This window comes from Streptomyces venezuelae ATCC 10712 (assembly GCF_008639165.1).
Lineage (GTDB): Bacteria > Actinomycetota > Actinomycetes > Streptomycetales > Streptomycetaceae > Streptomyces > Streptomyces venezuelae.
Genome location: NZ_CP029197.1, coordinates 2,348,415 through 2,364,511, shown reverse-complemented (window position 1 = coordinate 2,364,511; position 16,097 = coordinate 2,348,415). Strand labels below are relative to the sequence as shown.

Annotated in this window: 15 protein-coding genes; 9 read left to right on the top strand and 6 right to left on the bottom strand. The window is 70.2% G+C overall.

Translation table 11 applies throughout. From position 1 onward, the window contains the following. Position 1: 1 nt before the first annotated feature. The 3 genes from DEJ43_RS10850 to DEJ43_RS10840 all read right to left on the bottom strand — a co-directional run bounded on the left by DEJ43_RS10850 (position 2) and on the right by DEJ43_RS10840 (position 2,855). Complete coding sequence (locus DEJ43_RS10850) at positions 2 to 880, bottom strand: DUF4429 domain-containing protein (protein ID WP_041662347.1); 879 nt, start codon at positions 878 to 880, stop codon at positions 2 to 4. A gap of 74 nt (positions 881 to 954) precedes the next feature. After that, the gene (locus DEJ43_RS10845; RefSeq protein ID WP_015033394.1) at positions 955 to 2,169 is read right to left on the bottom strand and encodes an alpha/beta hydrolase; all 1,215 of its coding nucleotides are present in this window, start codon (positions 2,167 to 2,169) and stop codon (positions 955 to 957) included. 50 nt (positions 2,170 to 2,219) lie between these two features. Then, on the bottom strand, positions 2,220 to 2,855 hold the full coding sequence (locus DEJ43_RS10840; protein WP_015033393.1) for a TetR/AcrR family transcriptional regulator: 636 nt from the start codon (positions 2,853 to 2,855) through the stop codon (positions 2,220 to 2,222). Positions 2,856 to 2,972: 117 nt separating this feature from the next. Between DEJ43_RS10840 and DEJ43_RS10835 the strand changes: the two genes are divergently transcribed. Together DEJ43_RS10835 and DEJ43_RS10830 are read left to right on the top strand one after the other, a co-directional pair. Next, positions 2,973 to 4,598 carry an MFS transporter gene (locus tag DEJ43_RS10835; RefSeq protein WP_015033392.1) on the top strand — a complete coding sequence of 542 codons (1,626 nt, stop codon included), beginning with the start codon at positions 2,973 to 2,975 and terminating at the stop codon, positions 4,596 to 4,598. Positions 4,599 to 4,748: 150 nt separating this feature from the next. Further along, positions 4,749 to 5,120 carry a peptidase inhibitor family I36 protein gene (locus tag DEJ43_RS10830; RefSeq protein ID WP_041662346.1) on the top strand — a complete coding sequence of 124 codons (372 nt, stop codon included), beginning with the start codon at positions 4,749 to 4,751 and terminating at the stop codon, positions 5,118 to 5,120. On the opposite strand, the gene DEJ43_RS10825 is transcribed toward DEJ43_RS10830, so the two are convergent. Then, positions 5,101 to 5,958 carry a potassium channel family protein gene (locus tag DEJ43_RS10825; RefSeq protein WP_015033390.1) on the bottom strand — a complete coding sequence of 286 codons (858 nt, stop codon included), beginning with the start codon at positions 5,956 to 5,958 and terminating at the stop codon, positions 5,101 to 5,103. The genes DEJ43_RS10830 and DEJ43_RS10825 overlap by 20 nt on opposite strands. A gap of 112 nt (positions 5,959 to 6,070) precedes the next feature. Beyond that, a complete protein-coding gene (aceE, locus tag DEJ43_RS10820; protein WP_015033389.1) occupies positions 6,071 to 8,803 on the bottom strand; it encodes a pyruvate dehydrogenase (acetyl-transferring), homodimeric type in 2,733 nt (910 codons plus the stop codon). A gap of 451 nt (positions 8,804 to 9,254) precedes the next feature. Here aceE and DEJ43_RS10815 point away from each other — a divergent pair, with 451 nt between their 5' ends. The 6 genes from DEJ43_RS10815 to DEJ43_RS10790 all read left to right on the top strand — a co-directional run bounded on the left by DEJ43_RS10815 (position 9,255) and on the right by DEJ43_RS10790 (position 13,692). Continuing rightward, a complete protein-coding gene (locus tag DEJ43_RS10815) occupies positions 9,255 to 9,677 on the top strand; it encodes a DUF3052 domain-containing protein (protein ID WP_041662345.1) in 423 nt (140 codons plus the stop codon). A 119-nt stretch (positions 9,678 to 9,796) separates the two neighbouring features. Further along, positions 9,797 to 10,255, top strand: a complete 459-nt coding sequence (locus DEJ43_RS10810) for a peroxiredoxin (protein ID WP_015033387.1) — start codon at positions 9,797 to 9,799, stop codon at positions 10,253 to 10,255. A 162-nt stretch (positions 10,256 to 10,417) separates the two neighbouring features. Continuing rightward, positions 10,418 to 10,993 (top strand): TerD family protein, encoded by a 576-nt coding sequence (locus DEJ43_RS10805; RefSeq protein ID WP_015033386.1) that lies wholly within the window; start codon positions 10,418 to 10,420, stop codon positions 10,991 to 10,993. Positions 10,994 to 11,073: 80 nt separating this feature from the next. Next, positions 11,074 to 11,649 (top strand): TerD family protein, encoded by a 576-nt coding sequence (locus DEJ43_RS10800; protein ID WP_015033385.1) that lies wholly within the window; start codon positions 11,074 to 11,076, stop codon positions 11,647 to 11,649. 29 nt (positions 11,650 to 11,678) lie between these two features. Next, entirely contained in the window at positions 11,679 to 12,824 is a 1,146-nt protein-coding gene (locus tag DEJ43_RS10795; protein ID WP_015033384.1) for a DUF475 domain-containing protein, read from the top strand. A gap of 130 nt (positions 12,825 to 12,954) precedes the next feature. Beyond that, complete coding sequence (locus tag DEJ43_RS10790) at positions 12,955 to 13,692, top strand: TerD family protein (protein WP_015033383.1); 738 nt, start codon at positions 12,955 to 12,957, stop codon at positions 13,690 to 13,692. A gap of 33 nt (positions 13,693 to 13,725) precedes the next feature. Here the strand turns inward: DEJ43_RS10790 and DEJ43_RS10785 are convergent, their stop codons facing one another. Further along, positions 13,726 to 14,715 (bottom strand): TerD family protein, encoded by a 990-nt coding sequence (locus tag DEJ43_RS10785; protein ID WP_015033382.1) that lies wholly within the window; start codon positions 14,713 to 14,715, stop codon positions 13,726 to 13,728. Between the two features lie 177 nt (positions 14,716 to 14,892). Between DEJ43_RS10785 and DEJ43_RS10780 the strand changes: the two genes are divergently transcribed. Beyond that, the gene (locus DEJ43_RS10780; protein WP_015033381.1) at positions 14,893 to 16,089 is read left to right on the top strand and encodes an HpcH/HpaI aldolase/citrate lyase family protein; all 1,197 of its coding nucleotides are present in this window, start codon (positions 14,893 to 14,895) and stop codon (positions 16,087 to 16,089) included. The last annotated feature ends 8 nt before the right edge of the window (positions 16,090 to 16,097 follow it).

The following is a 16,097-nucleotide window of genomic DNA, read 5'->3' as shown; positions in this document are numbered from 1 at the left end:
CCTAAAGCTCCGCCAGGAGCTCCGCCTTCTTCGCCGAGAACTCCTCGTCCGTCACCAGCCCCGCCTGGTGCAGTTCACCCAGGTGCCGAATCCTTTCGGCGACGGCGCCGGGAGCGGCGGCGGTCCGGGCGGGCACGCGGTCCGTGGTCCTGATCGCCGCGAGAACCGCGGCCGCGAAGGGGAGGGACAGGTGCACCGGCCCGTACCCGAGGCCGAAGAGGACGGACGCCGGGTCCCGGTCGGGCTGCGCGGCCCGCGGTTCACCACCCCGGGGCACCAGACGCAGATGCCCGTCGAGGACGTCCGGCGAGCGCCATTCGACCGCCCGGAGGTCCCGTACCTGGAAGAACTGGTCACCCGCCTTCCACTTCTCGGAGGACGCACCCGTCCAGGACCAGCGGAACGAGACCTCCGACTGTCCGTCGAAGCTCGCCTTCCCGTCGTACGCCTTGAAGGACTGCGGACCCGACGGCGCCGCCACCAGGAAACGGTCGGCGGGCGTCACGTCCAGGCCCTCCGAGGGGTCCTCGGCGTACGGGCTCCGCAGCCCGAGGGCCGTCCGCAGTTCGTCCCGGTAGTACTCGGCGAGCGTCTCCCGGTCCGCCGGGAGCACCAGGCGGTACGGATCGCAGCCCTCCGCGAGCTGTCCCGCCGCCGCCTCCATCAGGGGATCGGCGCCCGGTCTCGGCACGGCGTGCAGCACGACGGTGCCCCGCTTGCCGGGCGTGAGCGTCACGGACGCCAGCGCCTCGTGCGGTACTCGACGTTCGCGCAGCACACCGAAGAGCCTCGGCGCACGGTTCCCCCGGTCGAAGCGGATGACGAGGGCGTCGCTCTCGAACTCCCAGGTGGCATGAATTCCGGCCAGCACATCACCCATGCGCCTCATCGTAAGCGGCGCGTGCCCGCGCGTCGCCCCTGTGAAAGGTCCTGAAATCGCGTGATCTACGCGCGTCAGGACCCTTCCGCGCCGGATATTCCGTCGTGGCAAGCGCTGTCGGCACGTGCGCAGACGACATCGCCGTACGCGCCGACGCCTATCGCGGCGAAGTTGCCGAGGCTCTCGGTCCCCGGCGCGAAATAGCCGCTGTGGCCGACCGCGCCCCGCGCCGAGAGCAGCCGCGCCCCGAACTCCCGGGCCACCGGGTCGGCGCCGTGCCCGACACCGCCCACCTCCAGATGCGGCACGTCCGCGATCCAGTCGTCGGCGTCCCGCATCGCCCACACGCGCGCGCGGGTGCCGAGCTCGGCCGCCCGCTCCACCCGCATGCCGGGGCTCCCCGCCACCGCGAGGTCCGTCACCCGGGCGGGCAGCCGCGGCGCGGCCACCCCGCACACCACGGAGCCGTAGCTGTGGCAGAACAGCGCCACGCGCGCGTGCCCGGGCAGCGCCTCCGTCAGCCGTACGAGCCGGGCGGCGCCGTTCTCGGCGAGCCGGCCCGTCATCGCGTCGACGCCGACGCCGGCGGGCGCGGTGTAGTCGGCCCAGGCGATCACCGCCGACCGGGCGCCGGGGGAGGCACGCCGCTCCTCGGCGTACAGGGCCTCGGCCATGCCGGCGGGAGCCCCGTACCGGCCGTGGGTCTTCTGGAAGGTGAGCAGATTGGTGTCGACGCCGGGCACGACCACCGAGACGCGTTCCGCGTGCTCCAGGTCGCCCAGGACCTCGGCCGCCCGCCCCGTACCGGTGGGGTCGAAGGAGAGGATCTGCCGCCCGGGCCGCAGCATGGAGGCGAAGCGGTCGAGCCGGCGCCGCGCCTCGTGCCGGCCCTCGTCGGAGAGCCGGGGGTCGTCGACCCGGCCGCCTTCGGCGGCGAGCGCCCGGTCGAGGGTGATCCGGTTGGCGCGGTAGCGCAGGGCGACCGGGGCGCCGTCGAGGTTGCCGACGACGAGCGGGTGCCGCTCGGCGAGCGCGACCGCGCGCGCGTGCCCGAGCCGCGCGAAGAACGCGGCGACGCGGGCGGCGGGGCTGCCGGGGGCGGGCAGCGGGCCGTGCTCGGTCCGGTCGCGCGCCCAGGCGGCGAGGGCCGCCTCACGGGACGGGCCGGGCACGGGCCGGTGCTTGATCGTCGTCCACCCGGTGGTCGCGAGCAGCACGAACACGACGGCGAGCGCCAGCAGGGTGCGCACGACGACGAGCAGGGGGGAGGTGGCGTCGACGGAGGTCATAGGGCGGACACCCTACGGGGCGCGGGTGAACGCCCCGGCCGCGCGGGGGCTCAGGACCGGTCGCGCCAGCGGGGCGCGAGGGCCGGGCCGAGGTGGTCGAGGTACTCCTCGGTCAGGCCCCGGATGGCCTCCAGGCTCTGATCCGTGCCCCGGCCCCAGAGCTGGCCTGTCACGCGCATCACACCGCTGAAGGCCGCCACGGCGATCCGGGGGCGCGGGTCCGCGTCGACGTCGAGGCCCTCGCGCCCGGCGATGATCCCGGCGATGATCTCCTCCATCTCGGTGGAGCGGCGCAGATGGACGGCGAGCAGCGCGGGCGTCGACTCGATCATCTGGAAGGTGCGCAGATACAGCTCGACCGGTACGACCTCGGTGATGGCGTCGCCGATGGTGTCCCAGGCGCAGAGCACGGCGTTGCGCATCGCGTCGAACGGGCCCTCGTCCGGCGGCCGCACCCGCAGCGCCTCGACGAAGCGCTCCTCCACCATGTGCTGGACGGCGAAGGCGACTTCCTCCTTGGAGGAGAAGTACCGGAAGAAGGTGCGCTGGGAGACCTCGACGGCGTCGACGATCTCGTCGACGGTCGTCCGCTCGTATCCCTGGGTGGTGAAGAGCTGCAGGGCGACCCGGGTCAGCTCGTCGCGCGTGCGTTGCTTCTTGCGCTCGCGCAGGCCGGGCACGGTCACGTCAGCGTCCTCTTTTCAGGCATTTCGTCCAGCTCAGCCTACCTGTGAGCTACGTGACAGTTACCGACGTGTGAATCGCTTTGTCAATTGTCAGTGACTGTCACTAGCCTCGTTCTCATGACTAGTCAGACCACCGTGGAAAAGGCCCCGCAGGGTCAGGGGGACGCCCGGGAACCCGCACCGGTCCCGGCGAAGGGACTGCGCGGCCACCCGTGGTTCACCCTGTTCGGCGTGGCTATCGGCGTGATGATGGTCGCCCTCGACGGCACCATCGTCGCCATCGCCAACCCCGCCATCAAGACCGACCTCGGCGCCTCCCTCGCCCAGGTCCAGTGGATCACCAACGGCTATCTGCTCGCGCTCGCCGTCGCGCTGATCACCGCCGGCAAGCTCGGTGACCGCTTCGGCCACCGGCAGACCTTCCTCATCGGCATCGCCGGCTTCGCCCTGGCCTCCGGCGCCATCGGCCTCTCCAGCTCCATCGGCGCCGTGATCGCCTTCCGCGTCCTCCAGGGCCTCTTCGGCGCCCTGCTGATGCCGGCCGCGCTCGGCCTGCTGCGCGCCACCTTCCCCGCCGAGAAGCTGAACATGGCCATCGGCATCTGGGGCATGGTCATCGGCGCCTCCACGGCCGGCGGCCCGATCGTCGGCGGCCTGCTCGTCGAGCACGTCAGCTGGCAGTCCGTCTTCTTCATCAACGTGCCGGTGGGCGTCGTCGCGCTCGCCCTCGGCCTGGTCATCCTCAAGGACCACCGCGCGGAGAACGCGCCGCGCTCCTTCGACGTCCTCGGCATCCTGCTGCTCTCCGGCGCCATGGCCTCCCTCGTCTGGAGCCTCATCAAGGCCGGCGAGTCCTGGGGCTGGTCCAGCGGCAAGACCTGGGGCTGTCTGCTCGGCGCGGTGCTGCTCTTCGCCGTCTTCGCCTTCTGGGAGACCAAGGTCAAGGAGCCGCTCATCCCGCTGGCCATGTTCCGCTCCGTGCCGCTCTCGGCCGGTGTGGTGCTGATGGTCCTGATGGCCTTCGCCTTCATGGGCGGCCTCTTCTTCGTGACCTTCTACCTCCAGGGCGTGAAGGGTCTCAGCCCGGTCGACAGCGGTCTGCACCTGCTGCCGCTGACCGCGATGATGATCGTCTCCTCGCCGCTGGCGGGCGCGCTGATCACCAAGTTCGGCCCGCGGGTCCCGCTGGTCGGCGGCATGGTCTGCACGGCCGTCGCGATGTTCGGCATGATCACGCTCTCCGCCGGCACGGGCACCTTCGTCATGTCCCTCTGGTTCGCCCTGCTGGGCCTCGGCCTCGCCCCGGTCATGGTCGGCGCCACCGAGGTCATCGTCGGCAACGCGCCGCTGGAGCTCTCCGGCGTGGCCGGCGGTCTGCAGCAGGCCGCGATGCAGGTCGGCGGCGCGCTCGGTACGGCGGTGCTCGGCGCGGTCATGTCCTCCAAGGTCGCGGACGCCTTCGAGGGCAACTGGAAGGAGGCCGGAATCCCGGCCCCGGTCAACCCGCAGCTGGAGCAGGCCGCCGAGTTCGGCATGGCGCCGCCGGAGCTGGCCCAGGCGCCGGGGATGACCCCCGACCTCTTCCAGCAGATCACCGGCGTCATCCACGACACCTTCCTCGACGGCATGGGCCTGGCCTTCACCGTCGCCGGTGCCGTGGCCGTCGTCGCGGCGCTCGTCGCCACGCTCACCAAGCGCGGTGCGAACGCGGAGGCGGGCGGCGGCATGGGCGGTCACATCTGACGCCCGCTCGGACGTCTCTCGGGAGCCCCTCGGGGTTCCCGTAAGGGGCCGTCACCCGTTCGCGTGAACGGGGGCGGCCCCTCTTCCGTCGTGGGGTGACCTCCGCCATGCTTTTGATTACGGAGAGTGACGACATGGGGGTTCATCAGCATGTATACGAAGATCACGCTTGCCGTCGCGGCCGTCCTGACCGCCCTTCTCGCGGCCCCGGCGGCCGGGGCGGCGCCGTCCGCCACGACACTCGGGGCCTGCGGGCCGGGGCGGCTCTGCCTCTGGTCCAAGCCCGACTTCAAGGGCCGGACACAGAGCCACGAACTGGCCACGACGGAGCTCGACAGCTGCGTCGCACTGCCGCCGGGCACCTCGGCGCAGTCCCTCGCCAACCGCACGGGACGGCCGGTGACGACCTACCAGTCGGCGGAGTGCGCGGAGACGGGGGAGTTCGAGACCTACCCGGGGAAGGGCACCTGGGTGCCGCAGACGCCCTACGAGGTCAGAGCGTTCAAGCTCTGGGAGCGGTAGGCGCGGGCACGTCCTGGGGCTCGTGGGGCACGGGCACGCCCTGGGGGTCGTGGGGTACGGGCACGCCCTGAGGGTCGTGGGGTACGGAGACGTCCTCGGCCTGCGGCGCGGGAGGCCCCGCCGGGGCCGACAGCCGGGCCACCTCCGCGCGCAGTTCGCGGACCTCCTGGGTCAGCGCCTCCAGGAGCTCGGTCTGGCGGCGCTCCACCGCGTCGTCCCGGTCGAACCGGGAGATGAACCAGGCCGCGATGTTCGCGGTGACGACACCCAGCAGGGCGATGCCCGAGAGCATCAGCCCCACCGCGAGGACCCGGCCGAGCCCCGTGGTGGGGGCGTGGTCGCCGTAGCCGACCGTGGTCATCGTGGTGAACGACCACCAGACCGCGTCCCCCAGCGTCTTGATGTTGCCGTTCGGCGCGTCCCGCTCGACGTGCAGCACGGCCAGCGAGCCGAACATCATCAGCCCGACGACCGCGCCCGCCACATAGGTGGTGAGCGTTATCTGCGGCGCCATCCGGGCCCGCCGGCCCACCAGGAGGAGCGTGGAGACGACCCGCAGCAGCCGCAGCGGCTGCACCATCGGCAGCAGGACCGCGAGCAGATCGAGGGGATGGGAGCGGACGAAGGACCAGCGGGCCGGAGCGAGCACCAACCGGACCAGATAGTCGAGGGCGAAGGCCCCCCAGACCGCCCACTCGGCATGGGTGCACAGCCGGTGCACCCAGGGGGCGGCGCCGGGAGCCACGATCGGCACGGCGTACGCGACGCCGAACGCCACGGCCAGCACCAGCAGCGGTGCCTGCGTGCGTTCTTCCCAGCGTTCCCGGCGAGCCTTCATGCGAGGAATCGTAGAGAACGCCGAAGGGCGGCAGGACCACGGTCCCACCGCCCCTCACCAGGCGCTCCGTGCTACGTGACGGTCACCGGGCAGTCGCCCGCGCGGCGCCGGATCAGGCGTCGCCGCCCGCCGGGCCGGGATCGGCGGCGGCCACGTCGAGGAGCTGGTAGCGGTCCACGGCCTGCTTCAGGGCCGAGCGCTCGATCTTGCCCTCGCGGGCGAGCTCGGTCAGCACGGCGAGCACGATCGACGGGGCGTCGATGTGGAAGTAGCGGCGGGCGGCGCCCCGGGTGTCCGCGAAGCCGAAGCCGTCCGCGCCGAGCGAGGTGTAGGTCCCCGGCACCCAGCGGGAGATCTGGTCCGGCACCGAGCGCATCCAGTCCGAGACCGCCACGAACGGGCCCTCGGCGCCCTGGAGCTTGCGCGTCACGTACGGGACGCGCTGCTCCTCGTCCGGGTGGAGCAGGTTGTGCTCCTCCACGGCCACGGCCTCGCGGCGCAGCTCGGTCCAGGAGGTCGCGGACCAGACGTCGGCCCGGACGTTCCACTCCTCGGCGAGGATCCGCTGCGCCTCGATCGCCCACGGCACGGCCACGCCGGAGGCCATGATCTGCGCCGGGATCGTGCCGGCCTCGGCGGGCCGGAAGCGGTGGATGCCCTGGAGGATGCCCTCGACGTCCACGTTCTCGGGCTCGGCCGGGTGCTGGATCGGCTCGTTGTAGACGGTGAGGTAGTAGAAGACGTCCTCGGCCTGGGCGCCGTACATGCGGCGCAGGCCGTCCTTGACGATGTGCGCGATCTCGAAGCCGAACGCCGGGTCGTAGGCGATGCAGGCCGGGTTGGTCGAGGCCAGCAGCTGGGAGTGGCCGTCCGCGTGCTGGAGGCCCTCGCCGGTCAGCGTCGTACGGCCGGCGGTGGCGCCGAGCACGAAGCCGCGGGCCAGCTGGTCGGCCATCTGCCAGAACTGGTCGCCGGTCCGCTGGAAACCGAACATCGAGTAGAAGACGTACACCGGGATCAGCGGCTCGCCGTGCGTGGCGTACGCCGAACCGGCGGCGATCAGCGAGGCCGTGCAGCCGGCCTCGGAGATGCCGTCGTGCAGCATCTGGCCGGTCGGCGACTCCTTGTAGGCGAGCAGGAGTTCGCGGTCCACCGCCTCGTACTGCTGGCCCAGCGGGTTGTAGATCTTGGCGCTCGGGAAGAAGGCGTCCATGCCGAAGGTGCGGTACTCGTCGGGGGCGATCAGCACGAAGCGCTTGCCGATCTCCTTGTCCCGCATGAGGTCCTTCAGGATGCGGACGAAGGCCATGGTGGTGGCGATCGACTGGTGCCCGGAGCCCTTCTTGGCGGCCGCGTAGGTCTTGTCGTCGGGCAGGACCAGCGGCTTCGCCCGCACGACCCGGGTCGGGACGTACCCGCCCAGCGCCTTGCGGCGGTCGTGCATGTACTGGATCTCCTCGGAGTTCCGGCCCGGGTGGTAGTACGGCGGCAGGCCGTCCTCCAGCTGCCGGTCGGTCACCGGGATGTGCAGCCGGTCGCGGAAGCGCTTGAGGTCGTCGACCGTCAGCTTCTTCATCTGGTGGGTCGCGTTGCGGCCCTCGAAGTTCGGGCCGAGCGTCCAGCCCTTGACGGTCTGGGCGAGGATCACGGTCGGCTGGCCCGCGTGGGCCTTGGCCGCCGCGTACGCCGCGTAGATCTTCTTGTGGTCGTGGCCGCCGCGGCCCAGGTGCAGGACCTGCTGGTCGGTCATGCCCTCGACCATCGCCCGCAGCCGGTGGTCGTCGCCGAAGAAGTGCTCGCGGATGTAGCCGCCGGTCTCCGTGGCGTACGTCTGGAACTGGCCGTCCGGGGTGGTGTTCAGCTTGTTGACCAGGATGCCGTCGCGGTCCTGCGCGAGCAGCGGGTCCCAGGAGCGGTCCCAGATCAGCTTGATGACGTTCCAGCCGTTGCCCCGGAAGATCGACTCCAGCTCCTGGATGATCTTGCCGTTGCCGCGCACCGGGCCGTCGAGGCGCTGGAGGTTGCAGTTGACGACGAACGTGAGGTTGTCCAGGCCCTCGCGGGCGGCGATGGAGAGCTGGCCGAGCGACTCGACCTCGTCCATCTCGCCGTCGCCGAGGAACGCCCAGACGTGCGACTTGGAGGTGTCGGCGATGCCGCGCGCCTCCATGTACCGGTTCATCCGGGCCTGGTAGATCGCGCCGAGCGGGCCGAGACCCATCGACACGGTCGGGAACTCCCAGAAGTCCGGCATCAGCCGCGGGTGCGGGTACGACGAGAGCCCGTCGGGGTACTTCGACTTCTCCTGGCGGAAGCCGTCGAGCTGACGGTCGTTCAGCCGGTCCAGGAGGTAGGCGCGGGCGTAGATGCCGGGGGAGGCGTGCCCCTGGAAGAAGATCTGGTCGCCGCCGTCGCCCTCGTCCTTGCCCCGGAAGAAGTGGTTGAAGCCGACGTCGTACAGCGAGGCGGAGGAGGCGAAGGTCGCGATGTGGCCGCCGACGCCGATGCCCGGGCGCTGGGCGCGCGAGACCATCACGGCCGCGTTCCACCGGGTGGCGTTGAGGACCTTGCGCTCGATCTCCTCGTTGCCGGGGAAGAAGGGCTCGTCCTTGGTGGCGATGGTGTTGACGTAGTCCGTGCTGCGCATCTCGGGCACGGCCACGCGCTTCTCGCGGGCCCGCTCGATGAGCCGGAGCATGAGGTAGCGGGCCCGCTCACGGCCCCGCTCGTCCACGGCCGCGTCGAGGGAGTCGAGCCATTCCTGGGTCTCTTCCGGGTCAAAATCCGGGACCTGGCTGGGAAGGCCGCCAATGATGATCGGGTTGCGATCGGATCCGGGAGCCACGCTCTTCCTTCGCTGTTCGGGGGTGCCCACGGGGCCACGAAGTGGTCGGGATGTCCATCGTGTACCCCGCCTGCGCCAGACGTCACATTTACCGAGGGGTAACCCCCGGCGGTGTCCTCCACGGGTCGGGGGACGCGGCGGGCACGCGGTGGGTACGCCTCGGGTGTGCTCAAATCGCAACCTTACGCCCAACCCGCGCATGCGTTTCGTCCGGGCGTTCGGCAGACTGAAACCGCAGAAGTCATCAAAAAGGGATGAATCATGTGTGCCTGATCACGGAGCGACAGTCCCCGGCGCCGGAAGTTGCGGCGAGACGGCCCCAAACGTCACCGTTTCGGCGGTCTCCACGGCCGGGTACTTGCGCGATCCGCCCCGGCACGTGTGGACTACGGCCAGCGCCGCGCGCATACGCGCGGCCCACAGCATTTACCGAATGAGCAGGAGGCAAGCCGTGAGCGCGACCGCGGACCACGCGGAGGAGCGGACCAACCCGGCCGGCAGGCTGGGGTTCGAGCCCGGACAGGTGGTCCAGGAGATCGGCTACGACGACGACGTCGACCATGATCTCCGTGAAGGCATCGAGTCCATCATCGGGGCCGAGCTCGTGGACGAGGACTACGACGACGTCGCCGACGCCGTCGTGCTCTGGTTCCGCGACGAGGACGGCGATCTCACCGACGCCCTGGTGGACGCCATCGGTCTTCTGGAGGACGGCGGCACCATCTGGCTGCTGACGCCGAAGACCGGCCGCGACGGCTACATCGAGCCGAGCGACATCAACGATGCCGCGCAGACAGCTGGTCTCTCCCAGACCAAGAGCATCAGCGTCGCCAAGGACTGGACGGGCACCCGCCTGACCGCCCCCAAGCGCTGATCACCACGCTGCGAGAAGCCCCCGCCGGATCGTCGGCGGGGGCTTTCGTGCGCAGGCCGTAGGGTGGGACTCACCGGTTCGGCCCAAGGTCAGGGCCCCGTCGAAGGGACGCGTACGCGATGGCGATCGAGGTCGGCACCGAGGCCCCGGATTTCGAGCTCAAGGACAACCACGGGCGCACCGTCCGGCTCTCCGACTTCCGCGGCGAGAAGAACGTGGTGCTGCTCTTCTACCCCTTCGCCTTCACGGGTGTCTGCGCGGGCGAGCTCGGCGAGCTGCGCGACAACCTCCCGGTCTTCGTCAACGACGACACCCAGCTCCTCGCGGTCTCCAACGACTCCATCCACACCCTGCGCGTCTTCGCCGAGCAGGAGTCCCTGGAGTTCCCGCTGCTCTCCGACTTCTGGAAGCACGGCGAGGCCTCCCGTGCCTACGGTGTGTTCGACGAGGAGAAGGGCTGCGCGGTGCGCGGCACCTTCATCATCGACAAGGCGGGCGTGGTCCGCTGGACCGTCGTCAACGCCCTGCCGGACGCCCGTGACCTCGGCGCGTACGTCAAGGCGCTCGACGCCCTCTGACCCGCCCGGCCGGGGCCCGATCAGGGCCCGGGCGGCCCGACACCTGGATTCACCGGGCGAATCGACTGTTTCGAGCGGGAACCCGTCACTAGGATCCACTCGTTGATCCGATGCCAACGCACGACTGGGGGCGCTGCCCCTGGAAACCACATGGAGGGACTCGTGGGAGTCAGCCTCAGCAAGGGCGGCAACGTCTCGCTGACCAAGGAGGCCCCTGGCCTCACCGCCGTGACCGTCGGTCTGGGCTGGGACGTCCGCACCACCACCGGTACGGACTTCGACCTCGACGCCAGCGCCATCCTGGTGAGCGCGGAGGGCAAGGTCCGCAACGACCAGGACTTCGTGTTCTTCAACAACCTGAAGAGCGCCGACGGGTCCGTCGAGCACACCGGTGACAACCTCACCGGCGAGGGCGAGGGTGACGACGAGCAGGTCAAGGTCAGCCTGGCCACCGTGCCGGCCGACGTCGCCAAGATCGTCTTCCCGGTGTCGATCTACGACGCCGAGAACCGCCAGCAGTCCTTCGGCCAGGTGCGCAACGCGTTCATCCGCGTCGTGAACCAGGCCGGCGGCGCCGAGATCGCCCGTTACGACCTCTCCGAGGACGCCTCGACCGAGACCGCCATGGTCTTCGGCGAGCTGTACCGCAACGGCGACGAGTGGAAGTTCCGCGCCGTCGGCCAGGGCTACGCCTCGGGCCTGCGCGGCATCGCGCAGGACTTCGGCGTCAACGTCTGAGCCGATCCGTTCGAACCGTCCGGCGCCGCACACCGTGCGGCGCCGGACGTGCCTCATCACCACCGGGGAGGAAACGAAACATGGGCGTCACGCTCGCCAAGGGAGGCAATGTCTCCCTCTCCAAGGCCGCACCCAACCTCACCCAGGTCCTCGTCGGGCTCGGCTGGGACGCGCGCTCCACCACCGGAGCCCCCTTCGACCTCGACGCCAGCGCGCTGCTGTGCCAGGCCGGACGGGTGCTCGGCGACGAGTACTTCGTCTTCTACAACCAGCTGCGCAGCCCCGAGGGCTCGGTCGAACACACCGGCGACAACCTCACCGGCGAGGGTGACGGGGACGACGAGTCCCTGATCGTGGACCTCTCCAAGGTGCCGGCCCACTGCGACAAGATCGTCTTCCCGGTGTCGATCCATGACGCCGACAACCGGGGCCAGAGCTTCGGCCAGGTCAGCAACGCGTTCATCCGCGTCGTGAACCAGCTCGACGGCCAGGAGCTCGCCCGCTACGACCTCTCCGAGGACGCCTCCACGGAGACCGCGATGATCTTCGGCGAGCTCTACCGCTACAACGGCGAATGGAAGTTCCGGGCGGTCGGTCAGGGGTACGCGTCCGGGCTCCGGGGCATCGCTCTAGACTTCGGGGTCAACGTTTCGTAAAGCCATGTAATTTCACGATGGGGTAGACAGTGGTTCTGAAAACCTTCGGCTGGTCGTTCGCGATCACTGCGCTCGGTCTGGTCGCAGCAGTGCTCTACGGGGGGTGGGAGGCGTTCGGGATCGTCGCGATCCTCTGCGTCCTCGAGATCTCGCTGTCCTTCGACAACGCGGTGGTCAACGCCGGAATCCTGCAGAAGATGAATGCCTTCTGGCAGAAGATCTTCCTCACGATCGGTGTGCTCATCGCCGTCTTCGGCATGCGCCTCGTCTTCCCTGTCGTGATCGTGGCGATCAGTGCCAAGATCGGCCCGATCGAGGCCGTCGACCTGGCGCTCAACGACGCCGACCGCTACCAGGAGCTGGTGACCGACGCGCACCCGTCGATCGCCGCCTTCGGTGGCATGTTCCTGCTGATGATCTTCCTCGACTTCATCTTCGAGGACCGTGACATCCAGTGGCTGCGCTGGATCGAGCGCCCGCTGGCCAAGCTCGGCAAGGTCGACATGCTGTCGGTCTGCATCGCCCTCATCGTCCTGCTCGTCAGCGCCATGACCTTCGCGACCCACGCCCACCAGCACGGCGGCACGCACGTCGACAAGGCGCAGACCGTCCTGATCTCCGGCATCGCCGGCCTCATCACGTACCTCGTCGTCGGCGGTCTCTCCGGCTACTTCGAGAACAAGCTGGAGGAGGAAGAGGAGCGCGAGCACGAGGCCGAGGAAGCGGCCAAGCGCAGCGGCAAGAAGGTCACCGCGGTCCAGCTCGCGGGCAAGGCCGCCTTCTTCATGTTCCTCTACCTGGAGGTCCTCGACGCCTCCTTCTCCTTCGACGGTGTCATCGGCGCCTTCGCCGTCACCAACGACATCGTCCTGATGGCGCTGGGCCTCGGCGTCGGTGCCATGTACGTCCGTTCGCTGACGGTCTACCTGGTCCGCCAGGGCACCCTCGACGACTACGTCTACCTGGAGCACGGCGCCCACTACGCCATCGGCGCCCTCGCCGTGCTGCTCCTGGTCACCATCCAGTACGAGATCCCCGAGGTCATCACCGGCTCGATCGGCGTCATCCTGATCGCCTGGTCCTTCTGGTCCTCCGTCCGCCGCAACAAGCGGATCGCGGCGGCCGGGGGCGGATCCGGCTCGGACGAGAAGACCGAGGTGCCGTCCGGGGTGTGACACCCCCGGCAATGAGGAACGCTCTCTGCGGGGCGGCCGGTGCACCCGGCCGCCCCGCAGGCATGTGTGCGGCACCGGCGATCGGACGCCGGTGGCCGGTGGGGTCGCGAGCAGTGGGGGTGAAGGAGCCATGGCCTTCTGGGACAACCTGTTTCCGGGGAGGGCGGCACAGTTCGACTCGGGCAGCGCCGCGTCGAACTCGATCGACCTGACGAGACGGCGCCCGTCGGTCTCGCTCACCAAGCAGGGCGCCGCCACCGGCAACCTCCGGGTGAACCTCTCCTGGCGGATGCGCACCTCCGACCTCGAGGGCCGCTCCCGCCAGAGCGGGCGGCTGCTGCGCAACCCCTCCCAGCTCTTCAAGCCCGAGGTCGTGCAGGCGCACACCCAGGGCATGGTCAACGTCGACCTGGACCTGGGCTGCCTCTACGAGCTGGCCGACGGCAGCAAGGGCGTGGTGCAGCCGCTCGGCGGCTTCTTCGGCGACCTGAACGCCGCGCCGTACGTGAAGCTCAGCGGCGACGACCGCTTCGGCGGCTCCTCCGGGGAGACGATCTTCGTCAATCTGGACCACAAGGACGAGATCAAGCGGCTGCTGTTCTTCGTGTACATCTACGACCAGACGCCGGCCTTCGACCGTACGCACGCCAAGATCACGCTCTACCCGAGCAACGGCCCCCGGATCGAGATCGAGCTGGACGAGCGCGCCCCGCAGGCCCGGTCCTGCGCGGTGTTCTCCGTGGAGAACGCCAAGGGCGAGCTGACGGTCCGCCGCGAGGTGCGCTTCGTGTACGGCTTCCAGGCCGAACTGGACCGGCTGTACGGCTGGGGCCTCCAGTGGGGGCGCGGCTACAAGACCAAGGCGTAGCCGTTGCCCACGGGCCGGAGGCCGTCGGGGACGTCAGGACCGGACGAACTGGGGGCCCATGGGAGGCATCCGGAACTCCGGCGCCGGGTTCTGCTCGGGCCCGGTGACCGGCTGCGGATAGCCGTACGCGGGGGCCGCGTGGTTCACCGGCGCTCCCCCCGGGCCCTGCGGCCCGCCGGCCGCCCCCTGCGGGTATCCGTAGGCGGGCGCGCGGTCGGGCATGGGCGGCGGCATGGTCGGCTGCGGCGGCACGGGGCCGGGTACGGGGGCGTGGGCGACGGTCAGGTCGAGGTCCGGGCCGGGAGCGGGCGCGGGGAGGGCCGTGGTGGCCTCCAGGTCGTCGCCGGCGGTGCCCCGGCCACCGGGGGCCTCGGGGAAGCTCCCGGGGCCGCTCCGGGCCCCCTCGCCCGCTTCCCGGGCCTGGCCAGGGGTCTCCCGCGCCTCCCGTGCCTCCTGGGCCTCCTGCGCGTCCTCGTCGACCGAGATGCCGAAGTCGGTGGCGAGGCCGACCAGGCCGGTCGGGTAGCCCTGGCCCACGGCGCGGAACTTCCAGCCGTCCCCGCGCCGGTACAGCTCGCCGCAGATGACCGCCGTCTCCTCGCCCGTCTCCGCCGTCACGGAGAACAGCGCCAGCGGCTCGGCGTCGGGCCCGGCCGTGGCGTCGTACAGCAGGATCCGCAGGTCGGAGACGGAGCGGAAGGTGCCGCCGTCGGAGGAGGCCGCGATCACGACCCGGTCGACCGAGACGTCCAGGCTGCCGAGGTCGGCTTCCACGGTGTCCGTGAGACCCTGGGAGTCACGCTTCTTCGGCAGCCGTCGCACCAGGCCCGAAGGGTGGCGCGGCTGGTTGTAGAAGACGAAGTCCTCGTCGGACCGCACCCGGCCGGAGGGCCCGAGGAGCAGGGCCGAGGCGTCCACGTCGGGGACCCCGGAGCCCGGGGTCCAGCGGAGCACGGCCCGTACGGCCGCGGTGTCGAGAGGGACGTTGGAGCCCTTCAGCATCGCGTGCGTCATGACCGTCATCCTGCCCTCCCGCCCGACCCGCGGACAACGCGGGGGCAGTACCTATACCGGGCCGACACGACGGATGCTGACGAGTTACCTGAATTTCATACGCGAAGGGAACTGAGGACACCCGCACCTACGTACTATTACCGGCCACATGTCGTCAGGGTCCAGAGAGGTAGACGGGGGACTTATATGCGTCATTTCGGGCACATCCCGTCCGTGACACGGGCCGGCCTGTTCCATCGGGAACCGGTCGTGTTCACGGCAGATTCGCCCGCGCGCACGCTCGCCACGGCCCTCGGAGCCACGCTCTACAGCCCGGCCACCCGGCCCCGGCTCGCCGACGACGTGCGCAAGCAGGCAGCCCGTGGAGTGGTCTCCATGGTGCTCTGCCTGGAGGACTCCATCAGCGACGCCGACGTCGAGGCGGGCGAGGACAACCTCGTCCACCAGTTCGCCGACCTCGCCGCCGGGACCGTGACGGACGCCGACACCGCCACGGACACCACCACCGACCTGCCCCTGCTCTTCATCAGGGTCCGCGAACCGCGCCAGATCACCGAGCTCGTCGACCGGCTCGGAGAAACGGTCCGCCTGCTGTCCGGATTCGTACTCCCCAAATTCACCGAGACCCGCGGCCACGCCTTCCTCGAAGCGCTCACCCAGGCCGAGCGCACCAGCGGCCGGCGCCTCTTCGCCATGCCCGTCCTGGAATCCCCCGAACTCCTCCACCTGGAGACCCGGGCCGAGACCCTCGCCGGCATCGCCGCGATCACCGAGAAACACCGCGACCGCGTCCTCGCCCTCCGCCTCGGCGTCACCGACTTCTGCTCCGCGTACGGACTGCGCCGCTCACCCGACATGACCGCCTACGACGTCAAGATCGTCGCCCACGTCATCGCCGACGTCGTCAACGTCCTCGGCCGCTCCGACGGCACCGGCTTCACCGTCACCGGACCCGTCTGGGAGTACTTCCGCCCCGGCGAGCGCATGTTCAAACCCCAGCTGCGCCGCAGCCCCTTCCTCGAAGGCCGCGCCGAAGACCTGCGCACCGCGCTCATCGAGCACGACCTTGACGGCCTGCTGCGCGAGATCGAACTCGACCGCGCCAACGGCCTCCTCGGCAAGACCTGCATCCACCCCACCCACGTGGTGCCGGTGCACGCCCTCTCCGTGGTCAGCCACGAGGAATGGAGCGACGCCCAGGACATCCTGCGGCCCGACCAGGGCGGCGGCGGGGTCCTCCGCTCCGCCTACACGAACAAGATGAACGAAGTGAAGCCGCATCGCGCGTGGGCCGAACGCACCCTCCTACGCGCCGAACTCTTCGGCGTCGCCAAGGAGGACGTCGGCTTCGTGGATCTGCTCACCGCCGGACTTGCCGGCTGACGAAGGGA